Genomic DNA, 20,840 nt, shown 5'->3' with positions numbered 1-20,840 from the left:
TAAGGTTTTTCTAATTAACAAAGAGATGGTGGATATTAATAAAGTTTAATCAAAGCTGGGAGAAATCTTTAAAAAACAAGGGTAAAACGAAACAACATACCACAAAAAGGAACTCATTCCCCATACTCATCAATCTGTCTGTAAAATCAGTTACCACTACCCGTACACTTAATCCTTGCTACCTGTATAGGAAGGCGGATGGTTGGTATAAGTAGTGGTAACTATCGATATGGATATTTTAAGTAGACTGCTTTGTCCGGTTTTTATAATGGACAGCCGTTTTGTTTTAGTTCAATGCTTTTAGATTCTCCATATTCAGAGGGTTTTTACCTTCCGGCGTATATAGATATTCTATTCGTGAAGCATACGCTTTCTCTACTTTGCCGCGTACAATTTTCATCGTACTGTTTACCATACCGTTTTGTTCGGTGAAAGGTTCCGGTAAAACAGCGAATGTCGCAGGCAACCATCTATCCGGGAAAAGATTCGCTAAATCGCCTCCTTTACGGAACCGGTTGATTTGTCCTTGTAGGATACGAACAGCCTCTTCTTTCCCTTTTTCGGATGAGAAATCCAAATGGGAGTGGGTTAAAAGTTTTTTCAGACGTTCTTTATTCGGCACGATAAGCGCTACGGTATAAGGATTCTGATTATTATATAAGATAACCTGATCTATACAGGAGGAATGTTCCACTAATGCTTCTTCGATTCCTTCCGGGCTGTACTTTTCACCGTCACTACTGATAAGCAGGCTTTTGAAACGTCCCAGTACGTACAATAAACCGTCTTTTCCCATATACCCCATATCGCCGGTATATAACCAGCCATCACGGACTGTATCCGCTGTTGCTACCGGGTTTTTCCAATAGCCGGCCATTACGTTTTCACCCCGGATAACGATTTCCCCTTTTTCTCCTAAAGGAAGTTCTTTTCCGTCTGCATCACATATTTTCAAATCGAGGGGCTGTACCAAAATACCACTGCTTCCGAATGTATGGCGGCGGGGACCGTTGGTGGATATTACCGGAGTAGCTTCACTTAACCCATATCCCTGATACATGGGCAAGCCTATGGCATAGAAGAACTTTTGAAGGTCTTTATCCAATAATGCGCCTCCGCCGATAAAGAATTTTAATTGTCCTCCGAAGTTTTCCCGTACTTTGGAGAACAGTATTTTATCAAATAGAGCTACCGCTGGTTTTAGTAGTATACGGTTGCCTTTTCCTTTGTCATCGCCACCGTTTCCATTATAAGTATAAGCTGTTTTCAATGCAAAGTGAAAGAGGCGGGAAACAGCCTTTCCTTGTGCCCGGATACCCTGTTCGATGCTGTTTCTGAAATTTTTGGCAAGGGCCGGAACGCTTAGGATAAGATAAGGCTTAAATTCCTTGATATTGACGGGTATGTTCTTTAAAGTCTCCATTCCGGTACGCCCAACCTGTACGGTTGCAACCGAAGCTCCTTTCGACATGAAGATATAGAATCCTACCACATGGGCAAAACAATGGTCCAGCGGGAGAATGACAAGAGTACGCCAATCACTGTCTATATCGATACAAGTAAGCGATTGCTCGATATTTGCCGTATAATTCCGGTGTGTCAGGATAACTCCTTTCGGGTCTGCTGTCGTACCGGATGTGTAAGTAATAGTGGCATAGTCATCGTTCTGTAGTGATTGTCCGATAGAAAGGAATTCTTCCAGTGAATGGCTTGCCAGATAATCCTTACCCATTTGCAAGACTTTGGATAAGGAAATTTCTTTTTCGTTGTATTCCTTTTGCTCATCTATGATTATAACCTTTTCTATTAAAGGCTGCTTGTCCAGGATGGCGCGTATTTTCTTAAGCTGATTACCGGAAACCAGAATGTATTTAACCTCAGCATGGATTAAACGGAATAATAAATCGTTAGCCTCCTCCAACTTGATGGAGAGAGGTACGTTTGTCGCTCCGGCATAAAACATGGCCAGTTCTCCGATAATCCAGGCATTTCGTCCTTCACTCAACAGAGCCATGTTGTCGCCTTTTTTTACTCCAAGGGCAACAAGTCCGGCTCCTTCCATGTAAACTTGCTCTTTTACCTCCTTATAAGTGGTAGGCATAAATTTGTCCGTGGTCTTTTCCCATAAGAACGGGTTGTCGGGATATTGCTTTACCGAGCTTTCAAAAAGGTCTACCAGTGTTTTTTTCATATTTTGCTGTTTATGTTTATTTTTTCAATTTCATCCATGATAGCACAAGCCGTTTCTACTGTCGGGATATTTTTGATAACGATGCTTCGTTTCCCGTTTTGTTCCCGAAGATTGCATTCGCGCGGGTGTTTCTGGATATAGCCCAGTAGCTTGTCGAATGCAGTGCTTTGATAGTAAGGGCTGTCCGGGTTGGCAACAAGGAAAATACTCATCTGCCCTTTCTTCAGAACCGCTTTTTCTATACCCAACTGCTTTGCCATACGGCGCAGGCGTACGATACGTATCAGTTCCTTCCCTTCCGCCGGTATCTTTCCGAAGCGGTCTTTCAAGCGTTCGGTGAAGGCCAGGATATCGCGCTCTTCTTCCATGTTGTCCAGTTCGCGATACAGGGAAATACGTTCGGAATCGTTGGGTATATAAGTTGGCGGGAACATTAGTTCCAAATCGCTTTCGATATAGGTTTCACGTATATATTCGCTGCCGCTGTCGGGATGTCCTTCCGTTGCATTTGAATATAAATCTGCAAATTCTTCCGATTTCAGTTCACTAACCGCTTCTTCCAGGATCTTCTGGTAAGTTTCGTAACCAAGGTCTGCAATGAAGCCGCTTTGTTCGGCTCCCAGCATATTCCCGGCACCGCGTATATCCAAGTCCTGCATGGCAATGTGGATGCCGCTACCCAGTTCGGAGAAATTTTCAATTGCCTGCAAACGTCTGCGGGCTTCCTGGCTCAGGCTTGAAAGAGGAGGAGAGAGGAGATAACAAAATGCTTTCCGGTTGCTTCGTCCCACACGTCCGCGTAGCTGGTGCAGGTCTGATAATCCGAATTGTTGCGCATTGTTGATAATGATTGTATTGGCATTCGGTACGTCGATGCCGCTTTCAACAATGCTGGTTGCAATCAATACATCATATTCATAATTTACAAAATCGAGTATGATTCTCTCCAGTTTTTCCGGCTCCATCTGTCCGTGCCCTACGGCTATGCGGGCATCAGGCACTTCCCTGCGTACCAGAGCTTCCATTTCATAAATATTCTGAATACGGTTATTGATAAAGAAAACCTGTCCGTTACGGCTCATCTCAAAATTGATAGCTTCCCGGATAATCTCGGGATTGAAACGTTCAACCTCTGTCTGTACCGGATACCGGTTGGGCGGGGGGGTAGTGATACTGCTCAGGTCGCGTGCCCCCATCAATGAGAATTGCAAAGTACGGGGGATAGGCGTTGCTGTCATGGTAAGCGTATCCACATTCACTTTCAGTTGGCGGAGTTTTTCTTTTACAGATACACCGAATTTCTGTTCTTCGTCGATGATGAGCAAGCCCAGGTCCTTGAACCGGACGTCTTTGCTGACGATACGGTGTGTGCCGATTAATATATTAATCTTTCCTTCTTTTACATCTCCCAGTATTTCTTTTATTTGCTTCGGGCTACGGGCACGACTGATATAGTCGATACGGCAAGGGAAATCTTTCAAACGTTCGGAGAAGGTCTGGAAATGCTGGAAAGCCAATACTGTAGTCGGGACCAATACCGCTACCTGTTTATTATCGGACACGGCTTTGAATGCGGCACGGATTGCTACTTCCGTCTTACCAAAACCAACATCCCCGCAAATCAAGCGGTCCATCGGCAGGCTACTTTCCATGTCTCCTTTTACTTCGGCTGTCGCTTTCATTTGGTCCGGGGTATCCTCATAGATGAAGCTGGCTTCCAGTTCGTGTTGCATAAAGCTGTCCGGGCTATAAGCAAAACCCTGTTCCTGTTTGCGTTTGGAATAAAGCAGTATTAAATCGCGGGCAATATCTTTAACCTTCGATTTGGTTTTTTCCTTCATCCTTTCCCAGGCACCGGTTCCCAGTTTGTTTAGTTTGGGTGGTTCGCCGCTATCTTTCCCTTTATATTTGGAAAGCTTATGCAGGGAATGAATGCTGACAAATATGATATCGTTATTCTGATAAATCAGTTTGATAGCTTCTTGTATCTTGCCGTTTACTTCGGTTCGGACCAAACCTCCGAACTGTCCGACTCCATGGTCGATATGTACGATGTAATCTCCCGTTGTAAATTGGTTCAATTCTTTCAGTGAAAGCGTGATTTTACCACTACGGGCTTTCTCACTTTTCAGGTTGAACTTATGGAAGCGGTCGAACAACTGGTGGTCGGTAAAAAGACAAATATGCAAGGACTCGTCGGCAAACCCTTCATGTATCGTTTTATTTACGGAAGTAAACGGAATGTTATCTCCCCGGTCTTCAAAAATAGAACGGATACGGGTAGCCTGTTTTTCCACATCGCTCAGAATGTAGAGCGTGTAGCCGCTTTCCATATATTTGAGGAAAGACTCGCTTACCAAATCGAAGTTCTTATGGTAAATAGGTTGAGGCTGCGTGCTGAATGTCAGCGTTGCATCTGCTACTCCTGCCGGACGTACTCCGAAATGTATACGGCGAAAGCTCAGAGCAGAACGCAGGAAGGTCTCTCCGGTAATCAGCTTTTTACGCATCTGGTCGATGTCGGCAAAAGACTCTTCATCAGCTTTTACCGGCTCTTCGTTCCATATACTGTCGATACGTTCTTTTGTCCATGCCAGGTCTCTGGCGCCAATCAGCGTATTTTTAGGCAACGAATCCAAAAGGGAACTGTTGGAACGGTTGCTTTTGGTCATTTCCGGTACGATGTAGATACTGTCCAGTTTCTCTTTGGACAACTGGGTTTCGACATCGAACGAACGGATCGTCTCCACTTCATTTCCGAAAAAGTCTATGCGGTAGGGGAACTCATAAGAGAAAGAGAATACGTCGAGAATACTGCCGCGTAACGCATATTGTCCCGGTTCGTATACGTAATCAACCTGCTCGAAACCATATTCGTCCAATACATCCGAAACGAACATATTGTCCAGCTTTTCCCCGACACTGATTTTCAATGTGTTTTCTTTCAGCACTTCCTGCGAAATGACTTTTTCAGCCAGAGCATCCGGATAAGTAACAATAACGAAAGATTTGTCCGTATCCTGCAACGTGCTCAGGACTTCTGTCCGGAGTATTTCATTTGCCGGATCGATATGTCCGTATTTGATGGAACGACGGTAAGCCGAAGGAAAAAAGAAAATGCTGTCGTCTCCCGTCAATTGAACCAAATCATGATAGAAATAGCCGGCTTCTTCCTGGTCATTCAATATGCATACATAGCTCCCCCTTCTTTTTATAAAAAGAGAAGCTATCGTCATTGCAGCCCCTGAACCGTTCAGTCCTTTCAGAAATATATTACGGGACGAGTCGTTGTTTAACAGGGAGTCTAATGCCGCAACCTGAGGGTGGGCGGCATATATTTTTAGTAACTCTTGTACCTCCATTTATGTATAGTAAGACAATTGGCAAACAGCTCAGTCCGTTTATAAAAGCTGTTTGAAAGATTGCAAAGATAGCTTTTTTAAGTAAAAAGCGGGAGCATCTTTCATAAAGATAAATTAAAAATATGTACCTTCGCCCCTATCAAAGTGCTGACAAATTGCCAAAACAGCCTGAAGCAGTCCATCACTGTCAGCTGTCGATTGCCAATTGTCAATTAATTTAACAAGTTATGTCGGATAGCATTGTAATTATTCCAACTTACAACGAGAAGGAAAATGTTGAAAATATCATTCGTGCCGTATTCGGATTGGAAAAGGTGTTCCATATCCTGATTATAGACGACGGCTCGCCTGATGGTACTGCTGATATTGTAAGAAGGTTGCAGAAGGAATTTCCGGAACGCCTCTTTATGGTAGAACGTAAAGGTAAACTGGGATTGGGGACTGCTTACATATGCGGCTTCAAATGGGCTATCGAACATAAATACGATTTCATCTTTGAGATGGATGCCGATTTTAGCCATAATCCGAACGATTTGCCGAAACTATATGCCGCGTGCACCGAACAGGGTGGGGACGTGGCTGTCGGTTCCCGCTATTGCAATGGCGTAAATGTTATTAATTGGCCGTTAAGCCGTGTGCTGATGTCATACTTTGCTTCCGTCTATGTCCGTTTGGTAACGGGATTGAAGATACAGGATACAACGGCAGGTTTCAAGTGTTACCGCCGTGAAGTTCTCGAAACAATCGACTTGGATCGTATTCATTTTAAAGGTTATGCTTTCCAGATAGAGATGAAATTTACCTCCTACAAATGTGGTTTTAAGATTGTGGAAGTACCGATTATATTTGTGAATCGCGTATTAGGCACCTCTAAAATGAATTCTTCTATTTTCGGAGAAGCCCTGTTCGGGGTTTTGAGATTGAAATGGTGGAGTTTATGGCGTAAGTATCCTCAAAAAGGATGCCGGAAAGCAATCGGTGATTAATGAAGTATCGTTTTTTCAAAAAGTATCCGCTCTGCGGGTTAATCCTAAGTCTATTACTCTTTTGTTGTACATCCGGAAAAGAAACCGCCCCGGATTTGAATGAGAAGGAGTTGTTGGGAAAGATGATTTTCTTTGATGAAAATCTATCCGAACCGGCAGGGCAATCCTGTGCAACCTGTCATACTCCGGAAAAAGGGTTTGCCGACAAATATTCACGTATTACTTCGGAAGGAGCCGTAAAAGGGTTATTCAGCAACCGGAATGCCATGACCTGCTCTTATGTGGCATATGTACCCGCCTTGTGCTATAATGAGGAGGATGAAACCTACGTCGGCGGTTTGTTCTGGGACGGGCGTGCTAATTCGTTGGAAGAACAGGCTGCCCAGCCATTTATCAATCCGTTGGAGATGGGGAATAAAGACCCTGAAATGGTTGTAGGGAAAGTACGTAAAGCAGCCTATTATCCCGAATTGGTCAGGCTTTATGGTGAAACTGTCGAAGTTGATACCTTGTATTCCCAAATATTGGACGCCCTGGCCGCTTATGAGCGTTCTGTAGAAGTCAATCCGTTCAGTTCCAAATACGATGCATACCTTGCCGGGACATACCGGCTCACTACTCAGGAAGAAGAGGGGTTGGCATTATTCAAAGAAAAAGGACTTTGCGCAGAATGCCATATTCTGGAGAATGACGAACGTGCCGGACGTGTTTTGTTTACCGACCATACCTATGATAATCTGGGAATCCCGTCGAACCCGGAAAATCCGTTCTTTCATGTACCTCCTCCTTATAATACTTGCGGGCGGGATACGATGGATTTAGGCTTGGGAGCTTTCCTGAACGACAGTGTCGAATACGGAAAGTTCAGGGTTCCTACGTTGCGTAATATAGCATTGACTGCTCCTTATGGACATAACGGCTATTTTAAAACTTTGGAAGAAATAGTCCATTTCTATAATGCACGTGATGTGGAGGACTTCCCGGCTCCCGAATATGCAGCTACCGTAAATAAGGATGAACTGGGTAATCTTAAATTATCCAAGGAAGAAGAAGCGGCCCTTGTCGCATTTATGCATACATTGACCGATGGGTATCAGCCGGAGTGATTGATTCTGCAACTTTTCAATCCTGCTTTTAGTTATTTCTATACAGTGTAATTAAAAGTAAATACTATGGGTAAGAATATAGCAGACCAACTGGTCGAGACGCTTGAGAAAGCAGGGATAAAACGCATCTATGCCGTTACGGGCGACAGTCTGAATGAAGTAAACGAAGCCGTTCGTAAAAACGGTAAAATCCAATGGGTGCATGTACGCCATGAAGAAACCGGAGCCTATGCCGCTGCGGCAGAAGCACAACTAACCGGCTTACCTGCATGTTGTGCAGGCAGTAGCGGTCCCGGGCATGTACACCTGATTAACGGGCTATATGATGCCCAACGTTCCGGTGCTCCCGTATTAGCTATCGCATCCACATTGCCGACACATGAGTTCGGTACCGAATATTTCCAGGAAACCAATACAATCAAGCTGTTTGATGATTGCAGCCATTATAACCAGATAGCAACTACCCCGGAACAGTTCCCGCGTATGTTGCAGGCTGCCATCCAGTCTGCCGTATCATCACGTGGAGTCGGAGTAATCGGCCTGCCCGGCGACTTGACTTCCCAAAAGGCAGTGGAAGGAGCCTCTTCCGAACTTCCTTTCCCTACCAAACAACGGGTAGCACCTTCCCGGAAAGAAATAGAAGAACTTGCCGATTTATTGAATAAGACGGAAAAAATAACCTTGTTCTGTGGTATCGGTGCAAAAGACGCACATAATGAGTTAGTGGAATTATCTAAATTATTGAATGCTCCGGTGGCTTATTCTTTCAAAAGTAAGATGGAAATCCAGTATGATAATCCGAACGAAGTAGGTATGACCGGTCTGCTGGGGATGCCGTCCGGTTATTACAGTATGCATGAAGCGGAAGTTTTGTTGTTGCTGGGTACGGACTTCCCATATGAGGCTTTTATGCCACAACACAATACCATTGTGCAGGTTGATATAAATCCGAATCGTCTGGGACGTCGTGCACGTGTAAAGATGGGGCTTTGCGGCGATGTAAAAGATACGCTGGCCGAACTGCTTCCGCTTATACGGAAGAAAGAACAGAATCTTTTCCTGAAAGACCAACTGGCGCATTACGAAAAGGTAAAAGAGAATTTGAGAACCTCGGCCGAAGTAAAAGGCAAGGAAAACAAGATTTCTCCCGAATATGTGATTTCCGTTATAGACCGGCTGGCCAAGCGGGATGCGATATTTACGGTAGACACGGGTATGACCTGTGTATGGGGAGCCCGTTATTTGCAGGCGACAGGACAGCGCAAGATGCTCGGTTCTTTCAATCATGGCTCTATGGCAAATGCTATGCCCCAGGCAATCGGTGCGGCATTGGCCTATCCGGACCGTCAGGTGGTGGCTCTCTGTGGAGACGGTGGCTTGTCGATGATGCTGGGCGATTTGGCTACGATTGTACAGTATAAGCTGCCTGTAAAACTGATTGTCTTCAACAACCGTTCCTTAGGAATGGTAAAACTGGAAATGGAAGTAGCCGGACTTCCTGACTGGCAGACGGATATGTATAACCCGGACTTCTCCCGCATTGCCCTTTCAATGGGGATGGAGGGATATAATGTTTGCAACCCGGATGATTTGTATCCTACCCTCGAAAAGATTTTTGCGTCAAGCGGTCCGGCTCTTGTTAATATCATGACAGACCCGAATGCTCTTGCTATGCCTCCAAAAATCGAATTTACGCAAATGTTCGGCTTTGCCCAGACCATGTATAAGCTGTTGATGGAAGGCCGGACCAAAGAAATTATGGATACGATCGATACGAACTTAAAACACTGGAAAGAAGTATTCTGATATCAAAAAGCGTTGGAAACTGCATTTTTTATTTACTTTTGTCTGACTAATTTAATACTAATAATCAATCAAAAGTAAGAAAAGATGAAGACACTGAGGTTTTGCTTGCTGGCCATGTTCACGATTGCCGCTTTCTCTTTGCAGGCGGCAGTTGTGGATACACTGCAAGTTTACAGTAATTCGATGAAGAAAAATGTACAGGTGGTGGTTATCTCGCCGGAAAAATCCCAAACCCCTAAACCCGTTGTTTACCTGTTGCATGGTTTTGGAGGTGATGCGAAATCGTGGATTACCATGAAGCCAGAATTGAAAGAAATTGCCGACCGCGATAATATCATAATGGTTTGCCCGGATGGTCAGAAAAGCTGGTACTGGGATAGCCCGGAAGACCCTTCCGTACGGTATGAGACTTTTGTATCCAACGAGCTTATCAAGTATATAGATGCTAAATATCCGACAATAAAGGACCGTAAAGGACGTGCCATAACCGGTTTAAGCATGGGTGGCCATGGAGCAATGTGGCTTTCATTCCGTCATAAGGATGTGTTTGGAGCAGCCGGCAGTACAAGCGGTGGCGTAGATATCCGTCCTTTCCCAAACAACTGGGAAATGAGCAAACAGTTGGGAGAGGAAAGTAACAATCAGGAAGTATGGGACGACCATACGGTTATCAACCAGATAGACCGCCTTAAGAATGGCGATCTGGCTTTGATTATCGACTGTGGATACAGTGATTTCTTCTTTGAAGTAAATAATGATTTTCATAAGAAACTTCTGAAGTACAATATCGACCATGACTTCCTGGTTCGTCCCGGAGCCCATAATGGTGAGTATTGGAGAAACTCTATCGATTACCAGCTTCTTTTCTTCAAGAAGTTTTTCAACCGTAAATAAGAATAGGAGTAGCCTCCTTTTGCGTGTTACTGGCGCCACCACTGTAGAAGAGGTGGCGCCAGTGGTGTGGAATGGGTGGCGCCTGAGTTAGGGAAGAGGCTTCCCTAATGGCTGGGAAGAGCTATCCCAAGTGGTGGGGAAACGGTTTCCCCGGTGGTAGGGAAGCCATGTCCCCAGTAGCTTAGCTCAATCCTTCTATCTGCCCGTTTACAATATCGATTCGTTTTGCCTGCGGATCTTTGGGCAGTCCCGGCATACGCATGATTTCTCCCATGATGACGACTAACATCTCAGCCCCGTTATTAATGATAATATCGCTCACCTTCAATTCAAAACCTTCCAGTACGTTGTATTCTTTCGGGTCTGAAGAAAAAGAGTATTGGGTTTTAGCAATACATACGGGATAATGGCCGATGCCCAGGCTCTCTATCTGTTTAAGTTTTTTCTCTGCTAAATCCGTATAGATAATACTGGATGCGCCATATATTTTTTTCGATACCTTCATAATTTTGGTTTGTACCGGATCGTCATCTTTATAAATGTATTTTAAAGGGGCGGAAGGGGAGTTTTCTATAATATCCACCACTTGTTTTGCCAAATCCATGCCGCCTTTGCCACCTTCGGCAAAAACATTATTCAAGGAGAAGCCAACGCCTATTTCTTTGCAATGTGTTTCAACAAGGGCGATTTCTTCATCCGTATCAAAAGCAAAACGGTTGAAGGTAACGATGATATGTTGCCCGAAACGCTTCAGGTTCTCCACATGCTTGTCCAGGTTGGCAAAACCATGCCGTATTCCTTCCAAGTTCGGTTCTTTGATTTCTTTCTCGGGAACGCCACCGTGCATTTTCAAACTTTGGGAGGTCACGACAAGGACGGTTAATTTAGGGATAAGCCCTGCTTTCCTGCACTTGATGTCGAAAAACTTTTCCGCTCCGAGGTCTGCACCGAAACCGGCTTCCGTAATTGCATAATCCCCGTAGGTAAGAGCCATCTTGGTGGCTAAAACAGAATTACAGCCATGGGCTATGTTTGCAAACGGCCCTCCATGTACAAAAGCCGGTGTGTTTTCCGTTGTCTGTACCAGGTTGGGCAACAGAGCGTCTTTTAGTAAAACCGTGATGGCTCCGGCTATACCCAAATCATTTACGGTAAACGGCTTATTATCGTAGGTATATCCCAAAAGGATGTCGCCTACACGTCTTTTCAGGTCTTCAATGTCAGTTGCCAGGCAAAGGATAGCCATAATCTCGGAAGCCGGAGTAATGTCGAAGCCTGTTTCGGTGGTGACGCCATTTGCCGGGCCTCCTAATCCGGATACGATATTACGCAGGCTACGGTCGTTTACGTCCAATACCCGTTTCCATTTGATTTCTTTCAGCCCCTCACAAGTGTGCCGGGTCTGATATATATAATTGGCAAGCAGTGCCGTAATCATATTATGTGCCGAGGTTACCGCATGGAAATCGCCGGTAAAGTGCAAGTTGATATTCTCCATCGGCAATACCTGCGAATAACCACCTCCGGCTGCTCCTCCCTTCATACCGAAACAAGGTCCCAGGGAAGGTTCACGAAGTGCAACAATCGCCTTTTTCCCGATACGGTTCAGCCCGAGAGCCAGTCCGATGGATACCGTTGTCTTTCCTATGCCGGCTTTGGTAGGAGTGATGGCGGTAACCAGAATAAGGTTATGTTGTTTTATTTTCTTTTCGTCTATCAGATGAACCGGAATCTTAGCCATGTATTTGCCATAACTCTGTACCTCTTCTCCCGGTATGCCCATTTCTTTTGCTACTTCAGTAATTTCCCGAAGGGATGTTTCTCTTGCAATTTCTATGTCCGATTTCATGTTTTATATGTTTTGAGGAATGAATATAAACTATGTGATTTTTATATAATAACAGAATGTCAAAGTTGAATGTTTTTATACAGGATATGTCTTTTAACAGTTGCAGGTGTATTGGTGGATGGATTAGTAAGTGTCTTTTGGATGGATGTTAGTGATGTTTATATGACTTTTTGTACGGTTTTTGCAAACTGTAGTTGACAAAATATGCGCATTTGACGGTTTGTTGTATTAAAGAGTTTTAAAATTAACCATATAATGTACTCTGTTTGATAATTTGATTAATTTTGTATCGTGATGATGATAAAAAGAAAGTAAACAGTTGGATAAAAGTAATAAAAAGAAACTTATGAGAGCCAAGGACTCTCAATTGTACTTATTAAAAGATATGGATTATGGCAACAGTAAGATTTAGTTTGACAGGAATTGCAGCGAAAGTTTTCGAAACAGAAACATGGTTAAGAATCGCATCGGAATGCTTCGGCTCCCGTAAAGTATCCAAATCTATCTCGGATGAAAAGGAAACAAAGTGGGAGGTCTCATTGACGAAACAGCAGGAAGAAGCTCATTCGCTATGTCATCATGCAATTCACAAACTAATTCCTATGGCAGGCGCTTATCAGCAGAATATGCTGGATACCGTATCGCAGGCAAGTACCGTCTATATGCCGGAGGAGGCAGAAGCAATCTATTGGGAAGGCTGCAAAATGATGGAAGAGATGAACGGACATATTTCAGGAATCCTTTATAATGCCCGTAAGATGCGTGAAGCCAGCCGTGCAACCAATAAAATGGAAGATATGCATATGAAGGCTGTTATGTATCATAACTCGGTAATGCCTTATCTGGATACCCTTCGTTTCCATATCGACCGTTTAAAAGAGATTATGTGTATCGCATAAGATAAGTCAACGTTTTGTTTTTAGGTAACTTTTGAGTTGAATCCCTGCTATTGAAAGAGGTGCCCTTGTCCTCGGATAGCAGGGATTTATTGTATAATCATCAACGAGAAATAGGGAAATGTCTTTCCGGAAATCACCTTTGGGTCGGATGTGTAATACTCCTTATCTGTCCCTACATTCTCAAAATAGTGGTAGGCTTTGTCCGGAAACAGCCGGATACATGCATGCACTGCTTCTGTACATTGGGATAATTTCATGATGACGATTACATACCCGGCTTGGATTTTCTCCGATAGCTCGTCTACTGTCGGTGTTCCGGGTATCACAACAATCTGTTCTTCCTGTTTTACAATATGCAGTCCGGCAAGTGCTCCGGCTGCAATGAATGCGGGAATACCGGCTATCCGTCGGACTTCTATACGGGCAGCAACCAGTTTGTCATAAATATATTGGATGGAAGAATAAAAACCGGCATCACCTTCTGCTACAATAACAATCCGTTTGCCTGCGTTATATTGTCCGGATGCTTCTTCAAATAATGTATCATAAGCTTTCCATGCGGATGTCCGGTCTTTGCTCATCGGTAACATAAATGGAGAGATGGCAGACACATCGATTCCTAAAGCCTGTACAATATCCGCTGCACGGGATAAAGTCTGTCCGTTTTTGCTTTTGGTAGCCGGACAATAGATAATATCAGCCTGTTGAAGCGCCTTCAACCCTTTTACTGTAATAAGTTCAGGTTCCCCCGGACCAAGCGATACAAAGTTTATCGGATCATTCATATTTTCTTTTTGGGATACAAAACTGCCTAAAATCACCAGACAATCCAAATAATCAGCCCTTGAATTCCAATCTTCTTTATTTTCTTATTACATTTGCCGGCAGAATCGGTTCCACTCTCCCGTTCGGGAGGCGGATTAAAAGGGAACCGGGTGTAAATCCCGGACAGTCCACGCTGCTGTGAAGCTTTATAAACATGCTGATAACACCTTTTGCCACTGGTTATGATATACCGGGAAGGCTTTCAGCATGGAAGCAAGTCAGAAGACCTGCCATTTGTATTTAAAACTACGTCCTCGTGGGGTTGGACGATTGTATCGAAAAACAAAAACAGATATGAATAAGTATTTAGTGGCTGGTGCCCTTGCCCTGATATTATTAGGGGGAGGATGCGGTTCGAAAGGAAATCACGCAGACAAAGGGAATATTCCGGTGGAGGAAGCTGTTGCTACCCCTATGCATATTGTTCCCCAGTATGCCAAAGGATTCAATCTCCAGTATAAAAAAGATTTTATATTGGTGGATATACAAGACCCGCAGCATGAAGAAAGCAATATCTTCCGTTATGCATTAGTGAAACGGGGTACAAAGCCAACCGGTATCCCATCCGAATACATGCAGATTGAATATCCTATCCGGAGCGTTATTTGCATGACATCCCTGCAACTGTCCAACTTTATCAAACTGGATGCCCTCGATAAAGTGGTAGGCGTGACCAGTACCCGTCACCTGTTTAATAAAGAAATGACTAAGCGTCTGAAAGAAGGGCAGACCGCTAAAATCGGTATAGAAGGTAATTTCGATAACGAAATCATTATGAGCATGAATCCGGACCTTATTCTGGTTTCACCATTTAAACGTGGCGGATATGAAACCCTGAAAGATGTGGGAATCCCTTTGATTCCTCATTTGGGCTATAAGGAAATGACTCCGCTCGGACAAGCCGAATGGCTTAAGTTCATAGGGTTGTTGCTGGGAGAAGAACAGAAAGCCTGCGATAAATTTACTGTAATCGAAAAACGATATAATGAATTGAAAGCATTAACGGCTGAGGGCCACGTAAAGAAACGCCCGGTTGTCCTGAGCGGTGAAATGCGGGGAGGTAACTGGTATGCAGTGGGAGGGGAAAGTTTCCTTGCCCAATTGTTTAAGGATGCCGGGGCCGATTATTTTCTGAAAGACGATGAACGTTCGGGCGGTGTTACGCTGGATTTTGAAACGGTCTATAACCAAGGAGATGACGCTTCTTATTGGCGTATTGTGAATAGCTACCCCGGTATTTTCAGTTATGACGCATTGAAAGAACAAGACCCCCGGTATGCCGATTTCCGTGCATTCAAAGAAAAAGGGATTATCTATTGCAATATGAAAGATACCCCTTTCTACGAGAATATGCCGACAGAGCCGGAAGTAGTCCTTGCCGACCTGCTCCATATATTCCATCCGGATTTATTGCCGGAGCATACACCGGTCTATTATGCATTATTAAAATGAGCGGGCAGATGAGACAATCCACTTCATTTTCGATGCTTCTGATCGTAGCAGCCATTTTGGTTTTGCTGTTCCTGAATCTGATATTAGGTTCCGTTTCCATCCCTTTGAAGTCCGTGTGGAATATCCTTTGCGGGAATGGAGGTGAATCGGTTACCTGGCAAAATATAATCTGGAAGTCCCGTTTGCCCCAGGCGCTTACCGCATTGGTAGCCGGAGCCGGATTATCCGTCAGCGGGCTTCAGATGCAAACCGTGTTCCGTAATCCGCTTGCCGGACCTTCCGTATTAGGTATCAGTTCGGGGGCGAGTATGGGAGTGGCATTTGTCGTTTTGTTGAGTGGTAGCATAGGGGGCGTTGCGTTGAGCCGTCTCGGGTTTATGGGGGAAATAGCCCTGTCTGTTGCGGCTGTCATAGGTTCCCTGTCGGTAATGGCGCTGATTGTATATGTCTCCCAGAAAGTAAAGGGAAATGTTACTTTGCTGATTATCGGTGTGATGATCGGTTATGTGGCAAATGCCGTAATCGGTGTCCTTAAGTTCTTTAGTGTGGAAGAAGACATCCGGGCATATGTAATCTGGGGATTGGGAAGTTTTTCCCGTGTGTCCGGCAATCAGATGATGTTGTTCGTTGGCATAATGGCGGTATTGCTTCCTCTTTCTTTCCTGCTGGTTAAGACCTTGAACCTGATGCTGCTGGGTGACGGGTATGCCCGTAACCTCGGCTTGAATGTAAAACGGTCGCGTCTGCTGGTAATTACCTCGGCAGGTGTGCTGACAGCAATCGTTACGGCATATTGCGGCCCGATTATCTTCCTCGGGCTGGCTGTTCCCCATTTATCGAGAGCTATCTTCCAAACCTCAGACCACCGTATCCTGATGCCTGCTTCTTTATTGGTTGGCGGTGCATTGGCATTGGTATGTAACTTGATTGCACGAATGCCCGGTTTTGAAGGGGCTCTACCTGTCAACTCCGTTACGGCACTGGTCGGTGCTCCGGTAGTTGCATCCGTCTTGTTCCGTAAGCGTAAAAACGAATTAAACGAATAAGTATGAGGCAGGAAACGATTCGTATAGAAAACCTCTCAATCGGTTATCCGTCTAAAAATGAGACAAAACGGGTTGCCGACCATATCTGTTCTTCTATTTACAGTGGCGAACTGACTTGCTTGCTGGGAGCAAACGGAGTAGGGAAGTCCACCTTATTGCGTACGCTGTCTGCTTTCCAACCCAAGATAGAAGGACGAATCTCCGTGATGGGACGTGATATCGATACTTTCTCAGATAAGGTTCTGAGTACGACTATCGGTGTTGTGTTGACCGAAAAGTGCGATATCCGTAATATGTCTGTTCGCGAGCTGGTAGGTATGGGGCGTAGTCCATATACTGGCTTTTGGGGACGTTTGGATAAAAAGGACAAAAAGATTGTAGAAGAATCCATTTCATTAGTCCGTATAGAAAATCTTGCCTCCCGCATGGTACATACCCTTTCTGACGGAGAACGGCAGAAGGTCATGATAGCTAAGGCGCTTGCTCAACAAACTCCTGTGATTTTCCTGGATGAACCGACCGCTTTCCTTGATTTCCCGAGTAAGGTGGAGATTATGCAATTGCTCCACCGTCTTACCCGTACTACCGATAAAACCATCTTCCTTTCTACGCATGACTTGGAACTGGCTCTCCAGATAGCCGATAAAATCTGGTTGATGGATAAGGTGAACGGTATCCATACCGGTACACCGGAAGATTTGGCATTAAGCGGTCATCTAAGCGGTTTCTTTGCCCGAAAAGGAATTGTCTTTGATACGGAAACCGGTCTGTTCCGTATAGAAAACCAATATTCAACAGCAGTCCGTTTGGAAGGGCATGGACAGAAATATGCCATGATACGTAAAGCACTCCAGCGAAACGGCATCCAAGGCAGCCGCCATGTCGAATCCGATGTATGGATTGAAACCGGCAATTTACAAACTGATAACTTCACGATACATTTCCCGGATGGCAGGGAGGTCTGTGTGGATACGATAGAGGGGTTGTTGAAGGAGATTGTTTAGAAAGATTTTACGTTTGTGAGGATTGCCTTAGTTTGAAAACTGGAAAGGAAATGAATCTTTAAAGCGTTGTTTAAATAATAGAATAAACTATCTTTGTAAAAAAGAGAAATATAACAATGACATCATTTGAATATATAGGTCAGTTTTCTTCTTATCTATTTTGGGACGTCGATAAAGATAGTCTGGATATGGATGAGCATGCCTCTTATATTATAAAAAGAGTGTTAGAGTACGGGCTCTTATCAGATTGGAATCTGATATGCAACTATTATACTTTACCTGTAATTGTCGCATATGTAAAAAAGTTTAGAGATTTAGAACCTCGTGCTTTATCTTATATTTCTGCAATATCCCAAATACCTATTCAGCAATTCAGATGTTACACAGCTCAACAGTCGAATCCCCAACACTGGAACTTTAAAAAAAAATCCAGAAGTTACCATCTATGACAGATACCCGTTTAGTGGGTGGTACAGCTTTGGCTCTTCAGATAGGTCATCGTAAATCCGTAGACTTAGATTTTTTTGGACATATAGCAGATACTGAAGTTGTTATTGAGGAATTAAGCAGTATAGGCAATCTAACTATTTTAAAGTCTTCTGCCCATATTCATATATTTGTTTTGAATAATGTTAAAATAGATATTGTAGATTATTCATACAAATGGTTATCTGATTTTATTGAATGTGATGGGATTCGTTTAGCTGACTTAAACGATATTGCAGCTATGAAATTGGCTGCGATTACAGGACGTGGAACGAAAAAAGATTTTATCGATTTATATTTTTTATCCGAGAGATATACCTTACCTCAAATGCTTTCTTTTTATAGAGAGAAGTATCCCGATGGTTCTGATTTTATGGTTTTAAAGAGTTTGTCTTATTTTGATGATGCAGATCCGGACCCATTACCTTATATGTTCCGGGCTGTAACTTGGGAAGACGTAAAAAGCCGGGTATTGTCATTGTTGTAACCGGAGATATCTGATTTTCTGTAATCCTCGGTCTATATAAAATTTATTTAAGAAAATCCATCCATTAGATATGAAGCCGTTTTGCCAGTAAAGGTAAAGCGGCTTTTTTATGCTTTGTCAGATATGATATGCGATATAAAATAGTATTCAGTAAATAATCTTTGATAAAATTTATAAATATGTTCCGCCTTTTATAAAATGGAAAGAATAAAAAATGACTAAAAAAACGTTCGTTTATTTTAGCCATTTTGATGGCGCAAAGTTATGTTTTTAATATTGAAATTCAAAATCCACATTAAATAATTATTATTCTACAGATCAATCGAATATATAATTTTCATAATGATAAATCCTTAAAAAAGTATGTTATAGCATTTTAGATAAAAAAGACTAATCAGAAACGAACGTTTTTTTAGGCGTTTTTCAATCAAAAGAAAGTGATAAATCTGTAATCGATTCGTTATTCTTATTTGGGAGTGACGAACCTTTTTGTGAACAATAAACACGCTCTCTTCTTATGAAAATCAGTGCTTTAATTACAACTGCATTGGGTACGAGATATTTTAGCCGTTGGGCAATATTTCTTGCCGACTTGTTTTTCTCAACGGCTTCCACCCTTACCGCTTTGGCCTTTGTTTCTTATTTATGGATAGGGGGGATTGCCGATTCCACACTCTGGAGGATATTTATATCCTCTATCTTTTGCAGTGGCTTGAGTTTCTTTTTATGCCAGACCTATAAAGGAATTATCCGTCACTCTTCTTTTACGGAAACAGGACGTATTGCCATGGTATCTCTTCTGAAGATTGGTTTGATCATACTTCTGTTATTTGTCATTCCTGTCAATCTTCCCTTCCGTATCCTTTTTTTAGGCGGATTAATCGATTTGTTTTTTACTTTCTTTATATTAACGATTATCCGTGCCATTCTTATCCTTACCTATTCAATCATTGTTGATAGCGTTACTGCTGCTCGGGGTAAGTTTTTAATCTATGGAAAAAATGTTCCGACGACCTTGCTGAGTGAAATCTCCATTTCCGACCAGCAAATATTCCGTATAGGAGGCTATCTCCTTATTGGTTCGCATACTTCCATGCGTATCGGCAAGTATAAAGTCTATTCTATTGCTACCCAAGCTGAATTTAATCGGTTGGTAAACCGTAAAAATATTAAAGCGATACTGTTCGTAGACTATCAAACCGTAAAAGACGAAAGTGAGCGTTTGGTTCGCTATTGCGAGAAGAAGAAGGTCCATATGTTGATTTTGCCCTCCGTAGATGAACTCATAGAAGGTAGAAGGACTTTGCGTAATCTTCCGGAGGTCCATATTGAAGACTTGTTGGGGCGTGATGAGATATGCATCAATATGAATGAGATAAGTGCATCACTTAAAGGCAAAGTGGTGCTGGTAACAGGTGCAGCCGGTTCTATCGGCAGCGAACTTTGCCGCCAGCTCTGTTCTTTCGGTTTAAAACAGCTTATCCTGTTCGACAGCGCAGAAACGCCCATGCATAATATCCGTCTCGAATTGGAGGACAAATATCCGGAAGTGGAGTTTTTTCCAATCATGGGAGACATCCGTATGATAACACGTGTCGAAAGTGTATTCAGCCGTTATCATCCTCAGATCGTATTTCATGCCGCCGCATATAAACATGTACCCCTGATGGAGGAGAACCCTTGTGAAGCCGTCCATACCAATGTCTATGGAACCCGTAACGTGGCGGATACGGCCGTCCGGTATAATGTGGAGAAATTCATAATGATTTCCACGGACAAGGCGGTAAACCCGACGAATGTCATGGGAGCCTCCAAACGCCTTGCCGAGATATATGTCCAAAGCCTCAGTGCGGCAATCAGCAAAGGCGTGTATTCCGGTAAGACCCGCTTTATCACGACCCGTTTCGGAAATGTCTTGGGAAGTAGCGGTTCCGTTATCCCCCGCTTCCGTGAGCAGTTAATGAAAGGAGGTCCCCTAACCGTAACCCATCCCGATATCGTCCGTTTCTTTATGACCATCCCCGAAGCCTGCCGTCTCGTTTTAGAGGCTGCCTTTATGGGTAAAGGAAATGAGATATTTGTCTTTGATATGGGAACCCCTGTAAAGATAGCCGATTTGGCACGCCGTATGATTGAACTTGCCGGTCTAACTCCTGATAGAGATATAGAGATAAAATATACTGGCCTCCGTCCCGGCGAGAAACTCTATGAAGAATTGCTGGCGACCAAAGAGAATACAATCCCAACAGAAAATACAAAAATTTTCCTTGCTAAAGTACGGGAATATGATTTCAACGATATTTCTACAGAGGTAACTCATTTGATAGATTTGGCTATTAAAGTAGATAAGATGGAGACTGTAAGGGTAATGAAACAGATTGTACCGGAGTTCAAGAGTAAGAATTCGGAGTATGAGAAATTAGATAAAATAAAAGAATAAAAATAAT

Annotated in this window: 15 protein-coding genes and 1 riboswitch; of the genes, 11 read left to right on the top strand and 4 right to left on the bottom strand. The window is 43.4% G+C overall.

Going from position 1 to position 20,840, the window contains the following annotated elements; translation table 11 throughout:
• Positions 1-286 precede the first annotated feature (286 nt).
• Positions 287-2,191 carry an AMP-dependent synthetase/ligase gene (locus ACGE0T_RS11890; RefSeq protein WP_459186856.1) on the bottom strand — a complete coding sequence of 635 codons (1,905 nt, stop codon included), beginning with the start codon at positions 2,189-2,191 and terminating at the stop codon, positions 287-289.
• The gene (gene mfd / locus ACGE0T_RS11885) at positions 2,188-5,553 is read right to left on the bottom strand and encodes a transcription-repair coupling factor (RefSeq protein WP_459186855.1); all 3,366 of its coding nucleotides are present in this window, start codon (positions 5,551-5,553) and stop codon (positions 2,188-2,190) included. The genes ACGE0T_RS11890 and mfd overlap by 4 nt, the downstream gene beginning before the upstream one ends.
• A 227-nt stretch (positions 5,554-5,780) precedes the next feature.
• On the opposite strand from mfd, the gene ACGE0T_RS11880 reads away from it, so the two are divergent.
• The 4 genes from ACGE0T_RS11880 (at position 5,781) to ACGE0T_RS11865 (ending at position 10,345) form a co-directional block, all read left to right on the top strand.
• Complete coding sequence (locus tag ACGE0T_RS11880) at positions 5,781-6,539, top strand: polyprenol monophosphomannose synthase (protein WP_459186854.1); 759 nt, start codon at positions 5,781-5,783, stop codon at positions 6,537-6,539.
• Entirely contained in the window at positions 6,539-7,645 is a 1,107-nt protein-coding gene (locus tag ACGE0T_RS11875) for a cytochrome-c peroxidase (protein ID WP_459186853.1), read from the top strand. Before ACGE0T_RS11880 ends, ACGE0T_RS11875 begins: the two co-directional genes overlap by 1 nt.
• A 66-nt stretch (positions 7,646-7,711) precedes the next feature.
• The gene (locus ACGE0T_RS11870) at positions 7,712-9,451 is read left to right on the top strand and encodes a thiamine pyrophosphate-dependent enzyme (protein WP_459186852.1); all 1,740 of its coding nucleotides are present in this window, start codon (positions 7,712-7,714) and stop codon (positions 9,449-9,451) included.
• Positions 9,452-9,535: 84 nt separating this feature from the next.
• Complete coding sequence (locus ACGE0T_RS11865; protein ID WP_459186851.1) at positions 9,536-10,345, top strand: alpha/beta hydrolase; 810 nt, start codon at positions 9,536-9,538, stop codon at positions 10,343-10,345.
• A gap of 181 nt (positions 10,346-10,526) precedes the next feature.
• Here ACGE0T_RS11865 and ACGE0T_RS11860 read toward each other — a convergent pair whose 3' ends face one another.
• Positions 10,527-12,194: a formate--tetrahydrofolate ligase gene (locus ACGE0T_RS11860; RefSeq protein WP_459186850.1), complete on the bottom strand. Its 1,668-nt coding sequence runs from the start codon at positions 12,192-12,194 to the stop codon at positions 10,527-10,529.
• A 392-nt stretch (positions 12,195-12,586) separates the two neighbouring features.
• Here ACGE0T_RS11860 and ACGE0T_RS11855 point away from each other — a divergent pair, with 392 nt between their 5' ends.
• Positions 12,587-13,093, top strand: a complete 507-nt coding sequence (locus ACGE0T_RS11855; RefSeq protein WP_459186849.1) for a glutamine synthetase — start codon at positions 12,587-12,589, stop codon at positions 13,091-13,093.
• An 86-nt stretch (positions 13,094-13,179) separates the two neighbouring features.
• Here ACGE0T_RS11855 and ACGE0T_RS11850 read toward each other — a convergent pair whose 3' ends face one another.
• A complete protein-coding gene (locus ACGE0T_RS11850; protein ID WP_459186848.1) occupies positions 13,180-13,878 on the bottom strand; it encodes a precorrin-2 C(20)-methyltransferase in 699 nt (232 codons plus the stop codon).
• Positions 13,879-13,967: 89 nt separating this feature from the next.
• A riboswitch (cobalamin riboswitch) is annotated at positions 13,968-14,167 on the top strand.
• A gap of 45 nt (positions 14,168-14,212) precedes the next feature.
• Between ACGE0T_RS11850 and ACGE0T_RS11845 the strand changes: the two genes are divergently transcribed.
• The 6 genes from ACGE0T_RS11845 (at position 14,213) to ACGE0T_RS11820 (ending at position 20,833) form a co-directional block, all read left to right on the top strand.
• A complete protein-coding gene (locus tag ACGE0T_RS11845; protein ID WP_459186847.1) occupies positions 14,213-15,370 on the top strand; it encodes an ABC transporter substrate-binding protein in 1,158 nt (385 codons plus the stop codon).
• An 8-nt stretch (positions 15,371-15,378) separates the two neighbouring features.
• Complete coding sequence (locus ACGE0T_RS11840) at positions 15,379-16,416, top strand: iron chelate uptake ABC transporter family permease subunit (protein ID WP_459186846.1); 1,038 nt, start codon at positions 15,379-15,381, stop codon at positions 16,414-16,416.
• Between the two features lie 2 nt (positions 16,417-16,418).
• Positions 16,419-17,420 (top strand): ABC transporter ATP-binding protein, encoded by a 1,002-nt coding sequence (locus ACGE0T_RS11835; RefSeq protein WP_459186845.1) that lies wholly within the window; start codon positions 16,419-16,421, stop codon positions 17,418-17,420.
• Between the two features lie 116 nt (positions 17,421-17,536).
• Positions 17,537-17,869 carry a DUF6922 domain-containing protein gene (locus ACGE0T_RS11830; RefSeq protein WP_459186844.1) on the top strand — a complete coding sequence of 111 codons (333 nt, stop codon included), beginning with the start codon at positions 17,537-17,539 and terminating at the stop codon, positions 17,867-17,869.
• Complete coding sequence (locus ACGE0T_RS11825; RefSeq protein ID WP_459186843.1) at positions 17,866-18,393, top strand: nucleotidyl transferase AbiEii/AbiGii toxin family protein; 528 nt, start codon at positions 17,866-17,868, stop codon at positions 18,391-18,393. The genes ACGE0T_RS11830 and ACGE0T_RS11825 overlap by 4 nt, the downstream gene beginning before the upstream one ends.
• 517 nt (positions 18,394-18,910) lie before the next feature.
• Positions 18,911-20,833 carry a UDP-N-acetylglucosamine 4,6-dehydratase family protein gene (locus ACGE0T_RS11820; protein ID WP_459186842.1) on the top strand — a complete coding sequence of 641 codons (1,923 nt, stop codon included), beginning with the start codon at positions 18,911-18,913 and terminating at the stop codon, positions 20,831-20,833.
• Positions 20,834-20,840: the final 7 nt, after the last annotated feature.

Source organism: Parabacteroides sp. APC149_11_2_Y6 (assembly GCF_054506995.1).
The sequence above is the reverse complement of the archived record's forward strand: the minus strand, read 5'-3'. Positions and strand labels throughout refer to the sequence as shown.

Bases quoted from the DNA above. Each gene is read 5' to 3' on its own strand.
- ACGE0T_RS11890 (WP_459186856.1), bottom strand. From the start codon at position 2,191: ATGAAAAAAACACTGGTAGACCTTTTTGAAAGCTCGGTAAAGCAATAT.
- mfd (WP_459186855.1), bottom strand. From the start codon at position 5,553: ATGGAGGTACAAGAGTTACTAAAAATATATGCCGCCCACCCTCAGGTT.
- ACGE0T_RS11880 (WP_459186854.1), top strand. From the start codon at position 5,781: ATGTCGGATAGCATTGTAATTATTCCAACTTACAACGAGAAGGAAAAT.
- ACGE0T_RS11875 (WP_459186853.1), top strand. From the start codon at position 6,539: ATGAAGTATCGTTTTTTCAAAAAGTATCCGCTCTGCGGGTTAATCCTA.
- ACGE0T_RS11870 (WP_459186852.1), top strand. From the start codon at position 7,712: ATGGGTAAGAATATAGCAGACCAACTGGTCGAGACGCTTGAGAAAGCA.
- ACGE0T_RS11865 (WP_459186851.1), top strand. From the start codon at position 9,536: ATGAAGACACTGAGGTTTTGCTTGCTGGCCATGTTCACGATTGCCGCT.
- ACGE0T_RS11860 (WP_459186850.1), bottom strand. From the start codon at position 12,194: ATGAAATCGGACATAGAAATTGCAAGAGAAACATCCCTTCGGGAAATT.
- ACGE0T_RS11855 (WP_459186849.1), top strand. From the start codon at position 12,587: ATGGCAACAGTAAGATTTAGTTTGACAGGAATTGCAGCGAAAGTTTTC.
- ACGE0T_RS11850 (WP_459186848.1), bottom strand. From the start codon at position 13,878: ATGAATGATCCGATAAACTTTGTATCGCTTGGTCCGGGGGAACCTGAA.
- ACGE0T_RS11845 (WP_459186847.1), top strand. From the start codon at position 14,213: ATGAATAAGTATTTAGTGGCTGGTGCCCTTGCCCTGATATTATTAGGG.
- ACGE0T_RS11840 (WP_459186846.1), top strand. From the start codon at position 15,379: ATGAGACAATCCACTTCATTTTCGATGCTTCTGATCGTAGCAGCCATT.
- ACGE0T_RS11835 (WP_459186845.1), top strand. From the start codon at position 16,419: ATGAGGCAGGAAACGATTCGTATAGAAAACCTCTCAATCGGTTATCCG.
- ACGE0T_RS11830 (WP_459186844.1), top strand. From the start codon at position 17,537: ATGACATCATTTGAATATATAGGTCAGTTTTCTTCTTATCTATTTTGG.
- ACGE0T_RS11825 (WP_459186843.1), top strand. From the start codon at position 17,866: ATGACAGATACCCGTTTAGTGGGTGGTACAGCTTTGGCTCTTCAGATA.
- ACGE0T_RS11820 (WP_459186842.1), top strand. From the start codon at position 18,911: ATGAAAATCAGTGCTTTAATTACAACTGCATTGGGTACGAGATATTTT.